Source organism: Tenacibaculum sp. M1.3A (assembly GCF_057732375.1).
Genome location: NZ_JBYJEF010000001.1, coordinates 199,439 through 219,533, shown reverse-complemented (window position 1 = coordinate 219,533; position 20,095 = coordinate 199,439). Strand labels below are relative to the sequence as shown.

The window sequence follows — 20,095 nt, the reverse complement described above, 5'->3', positions numbered from 1 at the left end:
AACCTGCAATTTACCATTTTTATACCTTTGTAAAAAACAAAAAGATAAAATTTAACTTTTTATATGAGAATAGATAAATATTTATGGTGCATCCGCTTTTTTAAAACACGTAGTATCGCTACAGATACTTGTAAAAAAGGACATATTAAAATTAATGGAACGAACTTAAAACCGTCTAAAGAGATATTCGGAAATGAAGAAATAACCATTCGTAAAAATCAAATTAATTACAAAATAAAGGTTTTAGATATACCGTCAAGTCGAGTTGGCGCAAAATTGGTTGATTTATATAGAAAAGATTTAACTCCAAAGGAAGAATTTGAAAAAACAGCCTTGTTAAAATATTCTAAAGATTATTATCGTAAAAAAGGAGCTGGAAGACCTACTAAAAAAGATCGTAGAGATATAGATGATTATAGTACAGATTCTGAAGAAAATGATATTAATTTGTAATATATTTAACCTTTAAAATAAATAGCATGACAGTATCTGATAATATTATACTAGATAATTTAGAAGTTGAACAAAAAATTCGTCGTATTGCTTTTCAAATTTATGAAAGCAATAGCAACGAAAAAGAAATTATAATTGCTGGAATCGTTGATAACGGCTATTTATTTGCTGAAAAAATATATAAAATTTTATCAGAAATTTCACCTTTAAAAATTCAGTTGTGTAAGGTTTTTATTGATAAGAAAAACCCTATTAAGACAATAACAACTTCTTTATCTAAAGACGTGTATAAAAACAAGTCTTTGGTTTTGGTTGACGATGTTTTAAACTCAGGTACCACATTAATATATGCGGTAAAACATTTTTTAGAGGTTCCTTTAAAGCGCTTTAAAACAGCTGTGCTGGTAAATAGAAATCATAAAAAATACCCTGTAAAAGCAGATTTCAAAGGCATTTCACTCTCTACCTCTATTAAAGAGCATGTTGTGGTTGAATTTAATAAAAACAAAACGCTTATTTATTTAACGTAATAAAGCATTTAATTCTGTAACAATCATATCCGTATTTTTATTATCTACAGTTACTTTGTAATTTGACTGATTATAAAAATAACTTCTTTCAAATAAGTGTTTCGCTACAAATTCTGCTAACTCATCGTTTTTTAGTCTAGTTACTAAAGGTCTTTTACTTTTCTCAGTTGTTAACCTTGTTGCAATTGTTGTGATACTTGCTTTTAAATAAACGGCAACAGTATTTATAGAGCCCTTTATAACATCCATATTACCTGCATAACAAGGTGTGCCACCACCTAATGCTAAAATAATATCATTTTTTAAGGATAAAATCTCTTTTAAATATAGGTGTTCTTGTTTTCTGAAATAGATTTCACCTTTTGTATCAAAAATTTCTGAAACAGACATTTTCTCCTTTTCTTCTATATAATTATCTAAATCAATAAAAGAAAAGTTCTTTTTTTCTGCCAATAATCTACCAATTGTAGATTTACCACTCGTCATATACCCTACTAATACTATTTTCATAAACTAATAATTAAGCTGTTACAAATATCCGTAAAAAATATCATAAAAAAATTTTTTAGATTTAAAGAACAGTTGTATATTTGCAACCGCTTTCGCAAGGAAGCAATGACCTGGTAGCTCAGTTGGTAGAGCATCTCCCTTTTAAGGAGAGGGTCCTGGGTTCGAGCCCCAGCCCGGTCACAAAAAAGTTAAGCATTTGCTTAACTTTTTTAGTTTACGCACGTATGGCGGAATTGGTAGACGCGCAGGCTTGAGGGGCTTGTGTTCGTAAGGACGTGCGGGTTCGACTCCCGCTATGTGCACACATAAAACTATAAATATTTTAAAATATTTATAGTTTTTCTTTTTAGCGAATGTTTGTGGTGCTCATTTCACAATTTATTAACTAGTTTAAGTTCAATTATTCTTATTTTTACCACATGCAAAAAAAATACTTATCTCTTATCGTACTTATACTTATAGCAAGTATTGGTTACTCACAAAGTCAAAAACTAAAAGGTCAGGTCATTGACGCCGAAACTCAAAAACCATTAAGTGCAGCACATATTTTAAATTTAAACGCTGTTTCTGGTACAATTACAAACGAAAAAGGAATTTTCGAATTAACATCAAAAGCAAACGATACAGTTTTAGTTTCTTTTATTGGATTTTCTTCTATAAAATTAAAAGTAACAAATGACCTTTTAAAAGGAAATGAAGTTGTTATTTCATTAAGAGAGAAACCTGAAGAAGTTAAAGAAGTTGTAATTAAATCGACAGAACTTATTGGTGTTTTAGAAGTGGATGTTAAACAAGTTCCTAAAGATCGTTTTACCAGAATTCATATAAATGGATTGCCGCAAACTTACGAAATAGGAAAGCCACAAAAAATATCATCTCCGATAGCTAAATTGTTAAATCCTGTTGATTTGGTTTATAATCTCTTCGGAAAAAAACCAACGCAGCTTAAAAAGCTTAAAAAGTTAAAAAAAGAAGACGATTTACGTAAAATGCTTGCCGGTAAGTTTGATAGAGAAGTAATGATGGAGTATCTAGAAATGGATAGACAGGAATTAAACAAATTACTTACAGATTGTGATTATTCAGAATACTTTATAAAAAAAGCGAGTGATCTTCAAATGATTGAAGCTGTGTTAAACTGCTACGAAAACTACAAAACACAAAAGAAAGGTAAAATAGAAATAAACAGAATACCTGAAAACAGAAATTAAATAAAAAAAGCAGCAAGAAATTGCTGCTTTTTTTATGCTTTTATTTCAATCAAAATAAGTAAATTTACAGCTTAACAACACACACAAATACGACAACACAATGATTCATTTCTTTGGAAACGTTAGCAGTAAAATATTTGCTGTTCAAACAACAAAAGAATTATCTACAGAAACTATTTCAAAACTTACCTGGTTATTTGGCAACCAATCTAAAATAAATACGACGTCTCTCGACGTCTTTTTTGTTGGTCCACGTGCCGCTATGATTACACCTTGGAGTACCAATGCTGTAGAAATAACACAAAACATGGGTATTTCTGATATCATCAGAATAGAAGAATTTGAAGTGGTTTTAGAAGGTTTTTCTGATTTCGACCCAATGATTTCTCAAAAATATAACGGTTTAAATCAAGATATTTTTATGATTGATATTCAACCAGAACCTATTTTAAATATTGAAGACATTGCGGCTTATAATCAACAAGAAGGTTTAGCTTTAAGTTCTGAAGAGGTTGAATATTTAGAAAGTGTAGCCTCTAAAATAGGTAGAAAATTAACAGATTCTGAAGTTTTTGGGTTTTCTCAAGTAAATTCAGAACACTGTCGTCATAAAATATTTAACGGAACTTTTGTTATTGATGGCGAAGAGATGCCTACTTCTCTATTCAAATTAATAAAAGAAACATCAAAACAATTTCCTAACGATATTGTTTCTGCATATAAAGATAATGTTGCCTTTGTAAAAGGACCAAAAGTAGAACAATTTGCACCTAAAAGTGCTGATAAGCCAGACTTTTATACAACATCTGAATACGAATCTGTTATTTCATTAAAAGCAGAAACACACAATTTCCCTACAACAGTTGAACCTTTTAATGGCGCTGCAACAGGTTCTGGAGGAGAAATTAGAGATAGATTGGCAGGAGGAAAAGGTTCTTTACCTTTAGCTGGTACTGCAGTTTATATGACTTCTTACTCTAGATTAGAAGAAAACAGGTATTGGGAAAATAAATTTGAAGCTAGAGATTGGTTGTACCAAACTCCGATGGATATTTTAATAAAAGCTTCTAATGGAGCATCTGATTTTGGAAACAAGTTCGGACAACCATTAATTACGGGTTCTGTTTTAACTTTCGAGCATGAAGAAAATGCAGCTTCTAGCGATGCAAAACCTAGAAAATTAGGTTTTGATAAAGTGATTATGCAAGCTGGTGGAATTGGATACGGAAAAGCAGCGCAAGCTTTAAAAGACACACCAAAAGAAGGCGATAAAATAGTTATTCTTGGTGGTGAAAATTATCGAATTGGTATGGGAGGCGCTGCAGTTTCATCTGCAGATACAGGAGAATTTGCTAGTGGAATCGAATTAAACGCAGTACAGCGCTCTAATCCAGAAATGCAAAAACGTGCAGCAAATGCTGTTCGTGGAATGGTAGAAAGTGAAGAGAATTTTATTGTTTCTATTCATGATCATGGTGCAGGTGGACATTTAAATTGTTTATCAGAATTAGTAGAAGATACTGGTGGTAAAATCAATCTAGATAAATTACCTGTTGGAGATCCTACTTTATCAGCAAAAGAAATTATCGGAAACGAATCTCAAGAGCGAATGGGATTAGTAATTGCCGAAAAACATATAGATACTTTACAGAAAATTGCAGAGCGTGAGCGTTCTCCAATATATACTGTTGGAGAAGTTACAGGTGATGACCGTTTTACTTTTGAGTCTGAAACTACTGGCGAAAAACCAATGGATTTAGCTTTAGAAGATATGTTTGGTTCTTCTCCTAAAACTGTTTTAACCGATAAAACAATTGTAAGAAATTACAAGAACTCAAGATATAAAACTAAAAATTTACAAATCTATTTAGAACAAGTTTTACAGCTTGAGGCTGTAGCTTGTAAAGATTGGTTAACCAACAAAGTAGATCGTTGTGTTGGTGGTAAAGTTGCCAAACAACAATGTGTTGGTCCGTTGCAAATTCCGTTAAATAATGTAGGTGTTATGGCACTAGATTATAAGGGGAAAGAAGGCGTTGCAACTTCTATTGGCCACTCTCCGATTTCGGGATTAATTCACCCAGAAGCAGGAAGTAGAAACTCTATTACCGAATCTTTAACCAACCTTATTTGGGCACCTTTAAAAGACAATTTAGCTTCGGTTTCTTTATCTGCAAATTGGATGTGGCCTTGTAAAAATGAAGGTGAAGATGCACGTTTATATAAAGCCGTAAAAGCAATTTCTGAGTTTTCTATTGATTTAGGAATCAATGTTCCGACAGGAAAAGATTCTTTATCAATGAAACAAAAATATAAAGACGGAGAAGTAATTTCTCCTGGAACAGTTATTATTTCTGCTGCCGGTAACTGTAGTGAAATAACTAAAGTTGTTGAGCCTCTTTTAAAAGTTGATGGTGGAAATATTTATTATATCAATATTTCTCAAGATAAGTTTAAATTAGGAGGAAGTTCTTTCAACCAAGTTTTAAATACGATTGGTAATGAAGCTCCGGATGTTAAAAATTCAGCTTTTGTAAAAAATACGTTTAATACGATTCAAAATTTAATTAAAACTGATAAAATTTCTGCTGGGCATGATGTTGCTTCTGGTGGATTGATTACTACTTTATTAGAAATGTGTTTTGCTGATGTTAATTTAGGAGCCGATTTTAATATTTCTGCTTTAAATGAAGAAGATTCTATTAAAGTATTATTCTCTGAAAATAGCGGAATTGTTTTTCAAGCTGATGCTTCAGTAGAATCTATTTTATCAGAAAATAATATTGAGTTCTTTACTATTGGAACAGCTAATGACTCAGGAAAAGTAACTATTAAAAACAACGAAGACAACTTCTCTTTTGATGTTACTCAAATGAGAGATGTCTGGTATAAAACATCTTATTTATTAGATAAAAGGCAAACTGCAAATGGTTTAGCTAAAAACCGTTTTGACAACTACAAAAAGCAACCTTTACAATACACATTCCCTGCTCATTTTACAGGTAAATTAGCAGACGTCATTGCTAGTAAAACGAAGCAATCTTCCCGTCCAAAAGCAGCTATCATCCGTGAAAAAGGATCTAATTCTGAACGCGAAATGGCAAATGCAATGTATTTAGCTGGTTTTGATGTAAAAGATGTACATATGACCGATTTAATTTCAGGCCGTGAAACTTTAGAAGATATTCAGTTTATTGGAGCCGTTGGTGGTTTTTCTAATTCAGATGTTTTAGGTTCTGCTAAAGGTTGGGCTGGTGCTTTTAAGTACAACGAAAAAGCAAATACTGCTTTAAAGAATTTCTTTAAACGTGAAGATACTTTATCTGTAGGAATTTGTAATGGAGCACAATTATGGATGGAGTTAGATTTAATAAACCCAGATCATAAAATACACGGTAAACTAGTACATAACGATTCTAAAAAACACGAAAGTTCTTTTACATCTGTTAAAATTCAAGAAAATAATTCAGTTATGCTAGCTTCTTTAGCAGGCACAGAATTAGGTGTTTGGATTTCTCATGGAGAAGGTAAATTCAATTTACCAGAATCTGAAGAAAATTACAATATTGTTGCAAAATACGGTTATGAAGCATATCCTAATAACCCTAATGGATCTGACTTTAACACAGCAATGTTATCTGATAAATCAGGAAGACATTTAGTAACAATGCCTCATATTGAACGCTCTACTTTTCAGTGGAACTGGGCTAATTATCCAGAAAACAGAAAAGATGAAGTTTCACCTTGGCTAGAAGCTTTTGTTAATGCTAAAAATTGGATAGAAGGCTCTAATTAATATATAAAAAGCACTTGATTTTTATAAAAAAAACTCTTTACCTCTTATGGTAAAGAGTTTTTTTTGCAATCAATATAAATTAATTGTTCATCTACACATAGTTTTGGTGAGTTATACAATTTAACATTGTTTTTTTTGAGAAAATATTATATTTAAAAAAAAATGGTGAATGGAATTTAAATATATGGATGAAAAAGATTCTAGAGGATTACTTAACAACATGTCTAGTATTAAATAAATAAAAACATTACAATTATTTACAGTTTAAAAACTGTAAATTCTATTTAAACTCGTGACATATACATACAAGATTAGTATATTTTGGTGGAAAATATATAAAGAAATTTGATATAAAAGGCGAAATTTAATTTCGCCTTTTATATCTTTTATTAAACAAATCTTTTGTAACATTTGTTACAAAAGATTTGTTTAATAGATTGTATATTGAACTTGATATTAGTCAAATTTTGAAGGGTTAGATTAATAGTTTTATGTAAAGGTAGAAGACACATTAAAAATGTGTCTTCTTTATTTAGTCTAAAGTTATTACTTGTGTGTTTCCTATAATAATTCCTTTTTTTAAGTGAGCTTTTCCTTTATATGTTATAATCGATTCACCATAAGAACTTACTTTAATTCTATCAGATGCATTAAGTTGATAACTCCCCTCACCATAAGCTGTTAATTTAATTTCTTTAGATTTTATATTACTTGCTATAATTTTACTAGATCCATAAGCTGTTATTTTCTGTTTTTCAACAATACCTTTTTTAATGGTAAGATAGCTTTCACCATATATAGTAATTTTTAAATCATCTACTTTAATATTATCAACTGTAACTTCTGATTTACCATATATTCTTAAATTACATTTTGATTGGCTTAAAGAGTTTTTAAAATTTATTTTTTCTTCTCCTCTTAATGAAAACGTTTCAACATCTGTATAGGTTATAACTATTTTTGCTACTGTATTTTTATAAATAGGTTTCTTTATCTTATAATTTTTATACTTAACTTTTTTATTTTTAGTAACAGTTTTAGCTCCTTTTAAATATACTTGAAGTGCTTTTGAAGTAATTTCATATTGTAATTTTTCTATAGGCACATTAATGCTTTTAATAGCAATACTAGGAGTATCACCTTTTATAAAAACAGTTTCTAAATGAGGGCTAACAATTATTTTATTAAAGTTTTCATTTAACGGTATAACTTTTTCTTGTCCAAAAGTGATATTTACTATTAATGAAGTGATTAATAGAAGTAATGTTTTAAGTTTATAATTTACAAACATAATTATTCGAATTTTAAATATTTAATTAAATCAATTTTCGTTGCTTTGTAAGCTTTAAAACCAACAACAGAGAATACCAAAACAATTAAAATAATTGGTGTTAAAACATATGGTAGTATTGGCATATCTATTCTATAAACAAAATTCTGCAACCAGGTTTGCATAAAATAATATGCGATAGGAAGTAGTATTACTGAAGAGATTATTACAATCTTTAAAAAATTTTGTAATAACTGAATCATAATTTCATTTACTGATGCACCCAATGTTTTACGAATGGCAACTTCTTTTAATCGTTGCTGAATTGTTAAGGTTGCCAATGCAAATAGCCCTAATAAAGAAATTAAAATAACTAATAAAGAAAGTACTAAAAACAGTGTTTGTTGTTTCTGATATTTTTTATACGTTTTCGCGAACTTTTTATCTAAAAACTCATATGAAAAAGGATACTTTGCATCTATATTTTGCCTCCAATACGCTTCTATTTCGGCTATAGATTTATCAATATTATTCGGTTTTATTTTAAATTGAATTGCAGGAATCCAGCTATGTGTAAATTCTAAGCCTTCCCATGGAACCAAGAACATAGGTGCTATTTTAGAATCAAAACCATCAAAATGATAATCTTTAATCATACCTATTACCTCAAAGGAATTTGATTCATCTTCATCTTCAAGCCAACCTAAAGCTAATTTTTCACCTAAAGGATTGTTGTAAATACCTAATGCTTTAGCTGCTGTTTCATTTATTATAATTTTATTGGTTTTATCTGTTACTTTTTCATCAGAAAAGTTTCTACCTTTTACTATTACAATTTTAGCAAAATCTATGTAATTATAATCTACAACGTTTGATGCTGTGTTTAAGCTTTTGTCGTTTATTTTATGACTTAAATTTGTACCGTTTACATAGCCTTCTCCTGGTACGAACATACTTGTTGTTACAGCAAGTATGTTTTCTTTTTTAGATAAAACTTCTTTTGCTAATTTATATTTTTGATATTTATCAGGCATACTATACACATCTACAGATAGTACTTGTTCTTTATCAAAACCTAACTCTTTTTCCATCATATAGTTAATTTGATTTCCTACAATTAACATACTAATAATAAAAAAACCAGAAATTAAAAACTGTAAACCTAACATGATGTTTCTTGCTAAATTTCCTTTTTTACTTTTAGAAACACTTCCTTTTAAAACTTCAATAGCTTTAAAATTAGAAAGATATATTGCAGGAATACTACCTACAAAAAGAGATACAAATATTGCCGTAAAAAATAAAGTTATCAATGAATTTGAATGTAAAATTGAAATTTCAGTTTCAACGAACTCATTAAAAAACGGTAACGATAACTCTACAATTACCAATGCAAAAAGGAATGATATAAATCCTTGTAAAACAATTTCTAATATATATTGAAAAAGCAAATGCTTTTTAGGTAAACCAAGTGTTTTCTTAACTCCAACTTCTTTAGCTCTTTGACTAGCTGTAGCTACAGATAAATTAATGAAGTTTACACAAGAAATAACAATTAAAAGAATAGATAAACCTAATAAAACCATTAATAATTGATAATTTCCTGTTCCGCTTGGCCCTGCTCTTTTTGCGGTATTATGCAAATACAACGTATCTAGTTTATCTAAAAGCACTGTTGGAATTCCGTATTTCTTATCAAACTCTGGTATTGTCATTCCATTACTCTCAACCTCAGGTCTATATGCTTTTTCAACAATAACTTGGTTCATTTTTTGTTGTAGATCTTCTAAATCTGTTCCTTTAGTAATTCTACAAAAAACTTCATTATTATGATTTCCCCAATTAACCTCAAATGCCTCATCAAACTGAATTAAAACTTCAGGTTCGTGATGTGAATTCTTCGGAATCTCATATACACAACTTACAATATAATTTTCTCCATCAATTTTTACGGTATTACCTACCGCTTTATCTCCTTTAAAAATTCTTTCAGCATATGCTTTTGATAATGCAATATTCTTTCTTGTTTCAGTAAATTTCTGAGAAGATCCTGCTATAATTTTAAAAGGGAAAAAGTCAAAAAACTGAGGTTCTGTAAATATTGTTTTATCATTAAATTCAAACCCATCTTTGTACTGAATAACCTTACTTCTATAAAAAGGTTTTACCATTACAGATGCTGTTACTTCTGGTAATTCTTTTGGAAACGTTAAATACATTCCTGCATTTACAGTATACCAAACTTCATCATTTTTAGCTTGTTTTAAATTTACTCGATAAACATCATCTTTATTAGGATTCCACTGATTATAACTTTTCTCTTCGTTTAAGTATAATAAAACAATTAATAAACCAGCCAAACCTAATGTTAAACCACTAATATTAATAATTGTGTTTAACCAATTTTTTTTACTATTCCTAAAGAATATTTTTAACCATATTTGATACATAAATTTTCTTTTTTTTAAATTAGTTAATTAAAACATCTACTTTATGCTCATTCTTTTTCACAGAAACTACTTCTCCATCTTTTAGAGTAATTATTCGTGATGAAAATTGTGCGTCGTAAGATGAGTGCGTAACCATAACAATTGTAGCTCCTGAAACATGTAATTCAGTTAATAACTCCATTACATCATTACCACTTTTACTATCTAAATTACCTGTTGGTTCATCGGCTAAAATTAATTTAGGGTTCGTAACTAAAGCTCTAGATACTGCTACTCTTTGTTGCTGACCACCAGACAATTGTAACGGAAAATGTTTTGCTCTATGTGCAATACCTATACGTTCTAAAATTTCAGTAACTCTAACTTTTCTTTCTGATGCTTTTACCTTATTATAAATTAAAGGAAGTTCTACATTTTCGTATACCGTTAACTCATCAATTAGATTAAAATTCTGAAAAACAAAACCAATATTTGCTTTACGCAGGCTAGATCTTTCTTTTTCATTAAAGTTAGCCACTTCTGTTTCATCAAATAAATAACTTCCTTCGTTTGGCGCATCTAACAAACCAATAATGTTTAATAATGTTGATTTACCACAACCCGATGCTCCCATGATTGACACAAACTCTCCTTTTTTAACTTCTAAACTCAACTTGTTTAAAGCTGTTGTTTCTACTTCTTCTGTGCTATAAACCTTTACTAAATTTGTTATTTTTATCATTTTAATATGTTTTTTATTTAATAGTACTCGAATGCACTCGAACTAACATTAACTTTAATACTTTGCAACTTTTAAACTCTAATTTATGTTTACTACTTCCATGTTCTGAAAATCATCATAGCTAGAAGTAATTATTTTATCTCCTTCTTTTAAACCTTCTATAACCTCGTAATAAAAAGGGTTTTCTCTACCAATCTTAATGTTTCTTTTTACTGCTTTATTATCAGAATCTAAAACAAAAACCCATTTACCATTTGTACTTTGATAAAACAATCCTTTAGGTATTAATAAAGCTTTTGTTTTACTCGATAAAAACACTTTACTTTTTAAAGACATACCTCTTTTTATGTTGTTTGATAAAGTATCTTTCTCAAACAATAATTCTACTTTAAATTGTCCGCCTTTAACTTCAGGGTAAATTTTTGATAAGGCTATTTTATAATTTTCAGCATTTACAGAAACACTTCCTTTAATTCCTTTTATAAGTTTAGAAATATAGTATTCATCAACATTTGCTACTAATTTATAACCATTTAAAACATCCAATTTTCCGATTGGTTGTCCTTGATTGTAGTTTTCTCCTAATATTGGATTAAAAGAAGATAACAAACCATCTACCGGCGCTTTTACAGTAAAATTCTCCTTGTTTTTACGTAACAACTCTAAGCTTTTCTCCATGTTATTTAACGATGAATTTATACTTATTAATTGTAAATCTCTACTTCTTTTTTCTTCTGAAACACTTTTTTTAATCACACCATTTCTTTCTTTTTGATATGAGTGTTCTTGAGCAGATTTTTCATAATCATTTTTTGCTACAACTCCTTTCTCAAATAACTTCTTGTCTAAATCGTATTGACGTTTTGCATTTCTAAAATCATTATTAATACTCAATAATTGTTGATCTAAACTTAATTGCTGATTTTTAATACTTACTCGCAAATTTCTTAAATTATTAATCTGTTCGATCATTGCTGTTTCTTGCGTTAAATAATTTAATTCAGCATTCGGATTGTAGACTTTTAATAATGGTGTTCCTTTTTTAATCATTTGTCCGCTTTCTACAAAAATTTCAGAAACAGAACCACCCTGAATAACATTTACTAAAACAGATGTTTTTGGTTCAACCGTGCTATTAAATAAAATAACATCTTCAAAGTCTCCTCGAATAACTTCTCTAATACTTAAACTATCTTTTTTAATGTTAACTTGTTTTTTACGTGTTAAATTCATTAAAATAACACTCATTAATAAGACGATTGGAATTCCCCATAATAGCATCTTCTTAGTTGTTTTGTTTTTAGTTTTTATCTGCTTATCCATTATAATTTGTCTTCGTTTGGCATAGTTAAGTCCATAAATGTGCCACTAGAAAACACGTATGTAAAACACTAACAAACAAACACTTATAGTTTTACTTGATTTTACTTGTGTTCAAAAACGAACATTTTTTTGTTCATATTCAAACAATTGACTAACTATGTAGTATGAGAAAAAAAGAAGCAACCATATTAATAGTAGATGATGATGATGACATCTTGTTTTCTGCCAGAATAAGTTTAAAAAAATATTTTACTGAGATTATTACAGCTAATAATCCGAAGAAAATAAGTAATCATTTAACTTCTTCAACCAATATAGATGTTGTTTTGTTAGACATGAATTACCGCATTGGTTATGAAGATGGTAAAGAAGGTTTGTATTGGTTAAAGCATATTAAAGAAGTTAGCCCAGAAACTACCGTGCTTTTAATGACAGCTTTTGGTAGTGTAAATTTAGCTGTTGATGCTATTAAAAAAGGTGCTACTGATTTTATATTAAAACCTTGGAACACCGAGAAATTATACGGAATTGTAAATTCGGGAATAGAATTATCGCGTTCTAAACGAAAAACAACACAATTAGAAACTGTACAAAAATTAAACGATAAAGATTTTCATCAACAAACTGAACACATTATTGGTACTTCGCCAGCAATGAAATCGGCTGTTGGCTTGGCGCAAAAAGTTGCACCTACAGATGCTACTATTTTAATTTTAGGTGAAAACGGAACAGGTAAATACGTATTTGCAAAAGAAATACATTTAAAATCCGAAAGAAAAAATCATCCTTTTATTCATGTTGATTTAGGTTCTTTAAATGAAAACTTATTTGAAAGTGAGTTATTTGGTTATGCTAAAGGAGCTTTTACTGATGCTCATAAAGATACTATTGGTAGGTTTGAATTAGCAAAAGGCGGTACTATTTTTTTAGATGAAATAGGTAACCTCCCACTTCATTTACAATCTAAATTATTAACTGTTGTTCAGAACAGAAAAATAACACGTTTAGGAGAAGGCCAAGAACGAGCTATTGATGTACGTATTATTTGTGCTACAAATGCAAATGTTCATAAAATGGTAGAAGAGCAAATGTTTCGTCAGGATTTGTTGTTTAGAATAAATACCATCGAATTAAACTTACCGCCGCTTCGAGATCGTGTTGGTGATGTTGAATTACTAGCAAATCATTTTTTAAAGAAACTAAACCAAAAATACAGAAAGAAAATAAACGGATTTAGTACACAAGCTATCGGTGGATTAAAAAAATACCATTGGCCTGGAAATATTAGAGAAATAGAACACATTGTAGAACGTGCAGTAATTATAACAGATAACCCTGTAATTCAATTAGAAGATTTACATTTTTCAACTAAAAAACTAGAAGCTAAATTGACTAATAGTTTAAACTTAGAAGAAACTGAAAAGTTGTTAATAGAACAAGCTTTACAAAAGCATCAAGGCAATATTTCTCGTGCTGCGAAAGATTTAGGTTTAACCCGTGCTGCATTATATAGACGCTTAGAAAAACATCAATTATAAAATGGGAAAACCTCAATTTATTCAGATTCTTATTAGAGTTTTACTATTGATAGTAAACGGAATTCTAGTTTTTATCATCTATTTAAACGAATACTCTATTAATGCTATTGGGTTTTCTTTTTTGTTTATTTTTCAGCTATTCTTATTTTTTGATTATTTAAAAAAACTGTTTTCTGATATCGAAAAATCGATAGATTGTTTGTTGCATGATGATTATTCGAATACTTTTTCATCTAAAAAAAGAGAAAATCCGTTACATAACAAAACTGCTTTATTATTAGAAAAAAACCGAAAGAAAAGTCTTTTAAAAACTTCTGAAGCTTTAATTCTTACCAATATTATAGAAAGTTTAAGTACAGGTGTTCTTATTTTAAGAAAAGACACGAATCTACAAATTGAAGTATTTCAAATTAATAAAGCGTTTACCGAATTTTTAAAAATACCTAAGTTTTATAATTGGAATTTATTAAAAAATAAAATAGGAAACCTTATTAACTTTATATCTAAATGGGAAGAAGTTAAACATACTATTAGTATTGATGTAAACGATATAAAAGAAAGTTTTTTCTTAAAAACCTCGGTTACACAAACCAATCAATATGAGTATTTAATTATTTCATTAGAGACTATTCAGCAATTAATTGATAAAAAAGAAAAAGAAGCTTGGTATAAATTAATGAATGTAATGTCTCACGAAATAATTAATACGATTACTCCTATTAGTAGTTTAGCTGAAAATTTAGATTCTCTTTTACAAGAAGATCAAACTGATGAAGAAACAATACAAGAGTTATCGCAAGGATTACAAATAATTAAACGTCGCTCATACCATTTAACATCTTTTGTAGATACTTATAGAAAGTTAGCTGAATTACCTTTGCCGCAAAAAGCAGAAGCAGATCTTACTAAAATTATTAAAAATACTTTAGCACTTTTTCAACAAGAATTTTTATCTAAAAAAATACATATAGAATTCGATGTTTCTAAAAAGATAATTATTAATGTTGATAAACAACAAATAGAACAAGTACTTATAAATTTACTATCTAATTGTTTGTACGCTTTAGTGACTATTGAAAATCCAAAAATCACAATTAAATTACATCAAGAGAATAACCGAATAAACTTATCTGTCATAGATAACGGTATTGGTATTTCTAATGATATTAAAGACAACATCTTTATTCCATATTTTACAACCCGAAAAGACGGTTCTGGAATAGGCTTAACTTTAAGTAAAAGTATTATGGAAGCTCACAATGGAACGATTCGGCTTGTATCACACACAAATGAGACTTGTTTTAAATTAACTTTTATAAATACTAAGTAATTTACAATTGTAAACTAGCTATTTATTAACACTTAGATATAAAAATCGATTAAGCAGTTAATGGTAGATTTATACTTCTATTACTGTTGGTTACAATTGTAAATAACAGAGAAAAGCCTTATTATCACGCTATTTTAGGTATTTATAGCTTCATATATCGTAAACGCGTTGGTTTATCTCTTAGTATATATATAATACTAGTATATAATCATAATTCGACTCTAAACCTCTTAATACCTAAATACCTACAGCGCTTTAAGAGCTATAATTCTACTTATTAGTTGTTAAATATCCATTTTTTATATACAATTAAACACTTGTTTTACATATGTAAATAAGTATTCAATTGTATATATATATTTACAAATGTATTTAACATATAACTTATTTGATAACGGGCTAAATCATTAAACTATTGAAAAATTCTATAAACAAACCTTAAAACTATGTAATTCAGTATTTTAACGTTACCTACATGAAGTTTTAATGAAGTATAAATAAGATTATTAAGTTGTTTTATTAAATTTTCACCTTAATTTACAATTGTGTATCTTTACGATTCATATATGTAATTTACAATTGTAACCTGTTTATGGATTTACTTACTCGATTAAAAGAAATAATTGCTCATTACGATTTAACATCGTCAACTTTTGCAGATACTATAGAAGTACCACGCTCTAGTATATCTCATTTATTGTCGGGCAGAAACAAACCTAGTTTAGATTTTGTTATGAAAGTGGTTGATAAATTCCCAGAAGTAGATTTGTACTGGTTATTATATAATGAAGGATCTTTTCCTAAAAAAGAAAAAGAGATCGCTATTGAAAAATCAAAAGTAAATATTAAAGACGAAAAAGAAGCGCCTTCTCTATTTTCTAAAAATACGGTATCCGAAGAAGAATCCCTAAATAATTCAAATACGCGATTCTCAGCAAGCACAAAAAAACTACGAAAAGTTGTTCTTTTATATACTGATGGAAGTTTTGAAGAATTTAACCAATAAAAAAAAGCAGCAATTTAAAATTGCTGCTTTTTTTATATTTTTATAATCTATGTTACTATGTTAACATTCCTCCATCTACAGATAAAGTTTGTCCTGTAATATAAGAACTCATATCAGAAGCTAAAAATACGCAAGCGTTTGCAATATCTTTTGGCGATCCACCTCTTTTTAAAGGAATTTCATTACGCCATCCTTCAACTACTTTATCATCTAATTTTGCAGTCATTTCAGTTTCAATAAATCCAGGAGCAACTACGTTACTTCTAATATTTCTTGAACCTAACTCTAATGCTACAGATTTAGAAAATCCTAAAATACCAGCTTTTGATGCTGCATAATTTGCCTGACCTGCATTACCTTTTAATCCAACTACAGAACTCATGTTTATAATAGAACCTGAACGTTGTTTCATCATCGGACGAATAACTGCTTTCGTTAAATTAAAAACCGATTTTAAATTTACTTCAATTACTTTATCAAAATCTGTTTCAGAAATACGCATCAACAAATTATCTTTAGTAATACCTGCGTTATTTACTAATACATCAATCGTTTTAAATTCTTCTAAAACATTTTTTGCTAATTCTTGCGCCGCATCAAAATCTGCAGCATTCGATTGGTATCCTTTTGCTTTTACACCTAAATCTGTTAATTCATTTTCTAAAGCAGTTGCTGCTTCAACAGATGAACTATAAGTAAATGCAATGTTACACCCTTGATTTGCAAATTCTAAAGCAATTCCTCTTCCGATTCCTCTTGTTGCTCCAGTAATTATTGCTGTTTTATTTTCTAAAAGTTTCATTTATTAGTTGTTTTTAATAAGTCAAATATAAAAAGAAAAATCCTGCTAAAGAATACTCTTTAACAGGATTTTATATTTATTAAGTATTTAAATTATTAAGATTTAATCTTTTTTTCATTTACATAATTAAATAAGTAGTCTACATCTAACTCTTTAATCTTACCTAACTTTTGTAAAGACTCTACATTTAAGTCTTTTTTATTACCAATTACCATAACATTGTAAGATTCACCTTTTACATTTTTATCAAAAAATGCTTTTAAATCTTCCATTTTCATGTTCTTAATGGTATTGTACATTGCTTCTCTATGATCGTTTTCGATACCTCTTTTCTTTAAACCTTCGTAAGTCCAAAAAATGTTAGATTTCGTAATACGTTGTGCTGCTAACTTTTTTAAAGTTGATTCTTTTGCTGCATTAAATTGCTTTTCAGCCTCTGGCATATTATTCATTAAATCCATCATAGCATCTACAGCTTGCTCTAATTTATTAGCTTGCGTACCAACATAAGCCATAACATAATTAGAATCTCCTTTTTTAGAAGCATTACTATATGATGCGAATGCAGAGTATGCTAATGATTTAGATTCTCTAATTTCTTGAAAAACGATTGATGATAATCCGCTTCCAAAATACGTATTAAACAATGTTGAAGCTGCTAAGTTTTCTGCTTTAAAAGGTTCTCCTTTTGCTAAAAACATTAATTCAGTTTGCACCATATCATAATCTGTAAAGAAAACATTTCCACCTGTTTCAGTTTCTTTGTATTCTTTTGCTACTGGATACTCTTTTAATTCACCATATAATTTATGGTTTTCATTTAAAGAAGCTACCGCTGCATTTACATCTTTACCGTAATAAAAAATACGTTGCTTATAGTTTTTCATATCTTTAACTATTGCAACTAACTCTTCAGGATTTACAGCTTTTAACTCATCTACTTGCATGATATCTCTTAATCTTGAGTTTTCACCATACTTACCATAGTTCATTAAACCTGTAAATAAAATATTTCCTTTTTGAGTTTTTCCATCTTCGCGACCTTTCTGAATTTGAGCTACATATTTATCATATGCTTCAGGATCTGCTTTTGCATTGTCCCATAAATGTTCTAATAACTCTAACCCTTTAGATAAGTTTTCTTTTAATCCATTTAAACCTACATATGTTTTGTCGTTACCTGCACTTACATAATAAGAAATACCTAATTTATAAAATTCTTTTTTAATTTCTTCATTTGTATATTTATCAGTACCAACATATTCTAAATATCCTGCAGCTAAAGATAATTTCTTATCATTATCGCTCCCCATATCAAAAATAATATTCATATCAAATAAATCATTATTTTTATTTTCTACATAAGAAACTTTAATTCCGTTTTCAGTTTTAGTTTCTTTAATAGCTGTTTTATAATCTACAAATTTAGGTTGTAATGGCGCAGATTTCGTTTTATTAAATTCGGTAATAAATTCAGAACTTTTACCTCTATTTAAATTTACTGGCGTAATACCAGGATTAGAAACTTTTACTATATTCTTATCTTCACCTTTACGTTTATAAGTTACCACGTAATTATTTTGATAAAATTTATTTGCAAAATCAACTAACTCTTGTTTGGTAATCTTTTTTAAATCATCTAAAAATTTTACTTTATCATCCCAGTTTTCGTGGTGAATAAAAGCATTAAAATAAGCAGAAGCTAAAGCAGTGTTGTTTTCATACTGACGAGTTTGACTTAATTTTAAATCATTTACAACAGCACCAATCATCCATTCATCAAATTCTCCCTTCTTTAATTTTTCAATTTGCGCTAATAATAAGTCTTTAACTTCATCTAAAGTTTGACCCGATTTAGGTGCACCCGAAAAAGAATGATATCCGTAATCATTTAAAAATGTTGGAGAACAACCAGCATATTGTACAGCTTGCTTTTGATTTAAATTTAAATCGATTAAACCAGCATTACCGTTTGCCATAATCATATCACAAAGTGTTACAAACTTCTCATCTTCCGTATTTACACCACCAGAACGGTATGCTATAGAAATACTTTCTGATGTTGGTCCGAAAACTTCGCTCATAATAGGAGTTGTAATCGCTTCTTCTTTTGGTAATGTTGGATGTGTTAATTCTTTCTTTTCGAATTTACCGAAAGTAGCATCAATTTGCTTCATGGTAGTATCAAAATCTAAATCACCTACTAAAACAATTGCCATATTATTTGGCACATAGTATTTGTTAAAGTAGTTATGAATATCAACCATTGATGGATTCTTTAAATGCGAAGCAGTACCAATAGTGGACTGCTGTCCGTAAGGATGATTTGGAAACAAATCTTTTAACATGGCAGCATAACGCTTTCTTCCGTCGTTATCCTGTCCTCTATTAAACTCTTCAAAAACAGCTTCTAATTCTGTATGAAATAAACGTAATACTAACGTGCTAAAACGCTCAGATTCTAAGTTTAACCACTTGTTTAATTCGTTTGCAGGTATTTTGTTTTTGTATACCGTTTCTTCAAACCAAGTGTGTGCATTTGTACCTGTAGCTCCTAAAGATGATACCATTTTATCATATTCGTTAGCAATTGAATAATTAGATGCCTCTAAAGATATTTTATCTATCTCTTTATACAATGCTAATTTTTTATCAGCATCTTTTTCTGCTCTGTGCTTTTCATACAAGTTCGAAATAGTATCTAAATAATCTTTTTCTTTCTCCCATTCTGCAGTACCTATTTTATGAGTTCCTTTAAAAACCATGTGCTCTAAATAGTGTGCTAATCCTGTTGATTCTTTAGGATCGTAATTAGAACCTGCACGAACAGCAATATAAGTTTGAATTTTTGGCTCATCCGTATTTTTACTTAAATATACTTTTAAACCATTGTTTAAAGTATATAAACGCAAGCCTGTTGGATCGTTTGTTACCGTTTCATAATTGTAACCACTTACATCTGACTGTTGCTCGGTTTTAACTTCTTTCTCTGAAGTTTTAGTTTCCTTACACGCTATTGCAGTAGTAAGTAACATGCTAATAAATAGCAATTTAATTGTTTTCATATTTTTTTAAGTTTGATTAAATGTAAAAATCCGTTGAATTTACAAATTCAACGGATTTTTAAGAAATATATTTTAAAACTTTTATAGTTT

General features: G+C 29.1%; 14 protein-coding genes and 2 tRNA genes. 9 read left to right on the top strand and 7 right to left on the bottom strand.

Going from position 1 to position 20,095, the window contains the following annotated elements:
• Nucleotides 1-63 precede the first annotated feature (63 nt).
• Complete coding sequence (locus tag AC28QF_RS01020) at nt 64-453, top strand: RNA-binding S4 domain-containing protein (protein ID WP_488200218.1); 390 nt, start codon at nt 64-66, stop codon at nt 451-453.
• A gap of 26 nt (nt 454-479) precedes the next feature.
• Nucleotides 480-983 carry a phosphoribosyltransferase domain-containing protein gene (locus tag AC28QF_RS01015; protein ID WP_488200219.1) on the top strand — a complete coding sequence of 168 codons (504 nt, stop codon included), beginning with the start codon at nt 480-482 and terminating at the stop codon, nt 981-983.
• Here the strand turns inward: AC28QF_RS01015 and AC28QF_RS01010 are convergent.
• On the bottom strand, nt 975-1,493 hold the full coding sequence (locus tag AC28QF_RS01010) for a shikimate kinase (RefSeq protein ID WP_488200220.1): 519 nt from the start codon (nt 1,491-1,493) through the stop codon (nt 975-977). The two genes, AC28QF_RS01015 and AC28QF_RS01010, sit on opposite strands and share 9 nt — an antisense overlap.
• A gap of 107 nt (nt 1,494-1,600) precedes the next feature.
• Between AC28QF_RS01010 and AC28QF_RS01005 the strand changes: the two genes are divergently transcribed.
• The 4 genes from AC28QF_RS01005 to purL all read left to right on the top strand — a co-directional run bounded on the left by AC28QF_RS01005 (nt 1,601) and on the right by purL (nt 6,500).
• A tRNA-Lys gene (locus AC28QF_RS01005) sits at nt 1,601-1,673 on the top strand.
• Between the two features lie 38 nt (nt 1,674-1,711).
• A tRNA-Leu gene (locus AC28QF_RS01000) sits at nt 1,712-1,795 on the top strand.
• Between the two features lie 117 nt (nt 1,796-1,912).
• Nucleotides 1,913-2,704 (top strand): carboxypeptidase-like regulatory domain-containing protein, encoded by a 792-nt coding sequence (locus tag AC28QF_RS00995; protein WP_488200221.1) that lies wholly within the window; start codon nt 1,913-1,915, stop codon nt 2,702-2,704.
• A gap of 100 nt (nt 2,705-2,804) precedes the next feature.
• The gene (purL, locus tag AC28QF_RS00990; RefSeq protein WP_488200222.1) at nt 2,805-6,500 is read left to right on the top strand and encodes a phosphoribosylformylglycinamidine synthase; all 3,696 of its coding nucleotides are present in this window, start codon (nt 2,805-2,807) and stop codon (nt 6,498-6,500) included.
• Nucleotides 6,501-7,032: 532 nt separating this feature from the next.
• On the opposite strand, the gene AC28QF_RS00985 is transcribed toward purL, so the two are convergent.
• The 4 genes from AC28QF_RS00985 to AC28QF_RS00970 form a co-directional block, all read right to left on the bottom strand.
• Nucleotides 7,033-7,791 (bottom strand): GIN domain-containing protein, encoded by a 759-nt coding sequence (locus AC28QF_RS00985; RefSeq protein ID WP_488200223.1) that lies wholly within the window; start codon nt 7,789-7,791, stop codon nt 7,033-7,035.
• Nucleotides 7,792-7,793: 2 nt separating this feature from the next.
• Complete coding sequence (locus tag AC28QF_RS00980; RefSeq protein ID WP_488200224.1) at nt 7,794-10,220, bottom strand: ABC transporter permease; 2,427 nt, start codon at nt 10,218-10,220, stop codon at nt 7,794-7,796.
• A gap of 19 nt (nt 10,221-10,239) precedes the next feature.
• Nucleotides 10,240-10,941, bottom strand: coding sequence for an ABC transporter ATP-binding protein (locus AC28QF_RS00975; RefSeq protein WP_488200225.1), 702 nt, complete (start codon nt 10,939-10,941; stop codon nt 10,240-10,242).
• A 78-nt stretch (nt 10,942-11,019) separates the two neighbouring features.
• Complete coding sequence (locus tag AC28QF_RS00970; RefSeq protein ID WP_488200226.1) at nt 11,020-12,264, bottom strand: efflux RND transporter periplasmic adaptor subunit; 1,245 nt, start codon at nt 12,262-12,264, stop codon at nt 11,020-11,022.
• A 164-nt stretch (nt 12,265-12,428) separates the two neighbouring features.
• On the opposite strand from AC28QF_RS00970, the gene AC28QF_RS00965 reads away from it, so the two are divergent.
• From AC28QF_RS00965 to AC28QF_RS00955, 3 genes are all read left to right on the top strand, one after another.
• Entirely contained in the window at nt 12,429-13,802 is a 1,374-nt protein-coding gene (locus tag AC28QF_RS00965; RefSeq protein WP_488200227.1) for a sigma-54-dependent transcriptional regulator, read from the top strand.
• 1 nt (nt 13,803) lies between these two features.
• Nucleotides 13,804-15,132 (top strand): sensor histidine kinase, encoded by a 1,329-nt coding sequence (locus tag AC28QF_RS00960; protein WP_488200228.1) that lies wholly within the window; start codon nt 13,804-13,806, stop codon nt 15,130-15,132.
• Nucleotides 15,133-15,724: 592 nt separating this feature from the next.
• Complete coding sequence (locus AC28QF_RS00955) at nt 15,725-16,138, top strand: helix-turn-helix transcriptional regulator (protein WP_488200229.1); 414 nt, start codon at nt 15,725-15,727, stop codon at nt 16,136-16,138.
• A gap of 55 nt (nt 16,139-16,193) precedes the next feature.
• Here AC28QF_RS00955 and fabG read toward each other — a convergent pair whose 3' ends face one another.
• Both fabG and AC28QF_RS00945 read right to left on the bottom strand, forming a co-directional pair.
• Complete coding sequence (fabG, locus tag AC28QF_RS00950) at nt 16,194-16,940, bottom strand: 3-oxoacyl-[acyl-carrier-protein] reductase (RefSeq protein ID WP_488200230.1); 747 nt, start codon at nt 16,938-16,940, stop codon at nt 16,194-16,196.
• A 95-nt stretch (nt 16,941-17,035) separates the two neighbouring features.
• On the bottom strand, nt 17,036-20,005 hold the full coding sequence (locus AC28QF_RS00945) for a M16 family metallopeptidase (protein WP_488200231.1): 2,970 nt from the start codon (nt 20,003-20,005) through the stop codon (nt 17,036-17,038).
• Nucleotides 20,006-20,095: the final 90 nt, after the last annotated feature.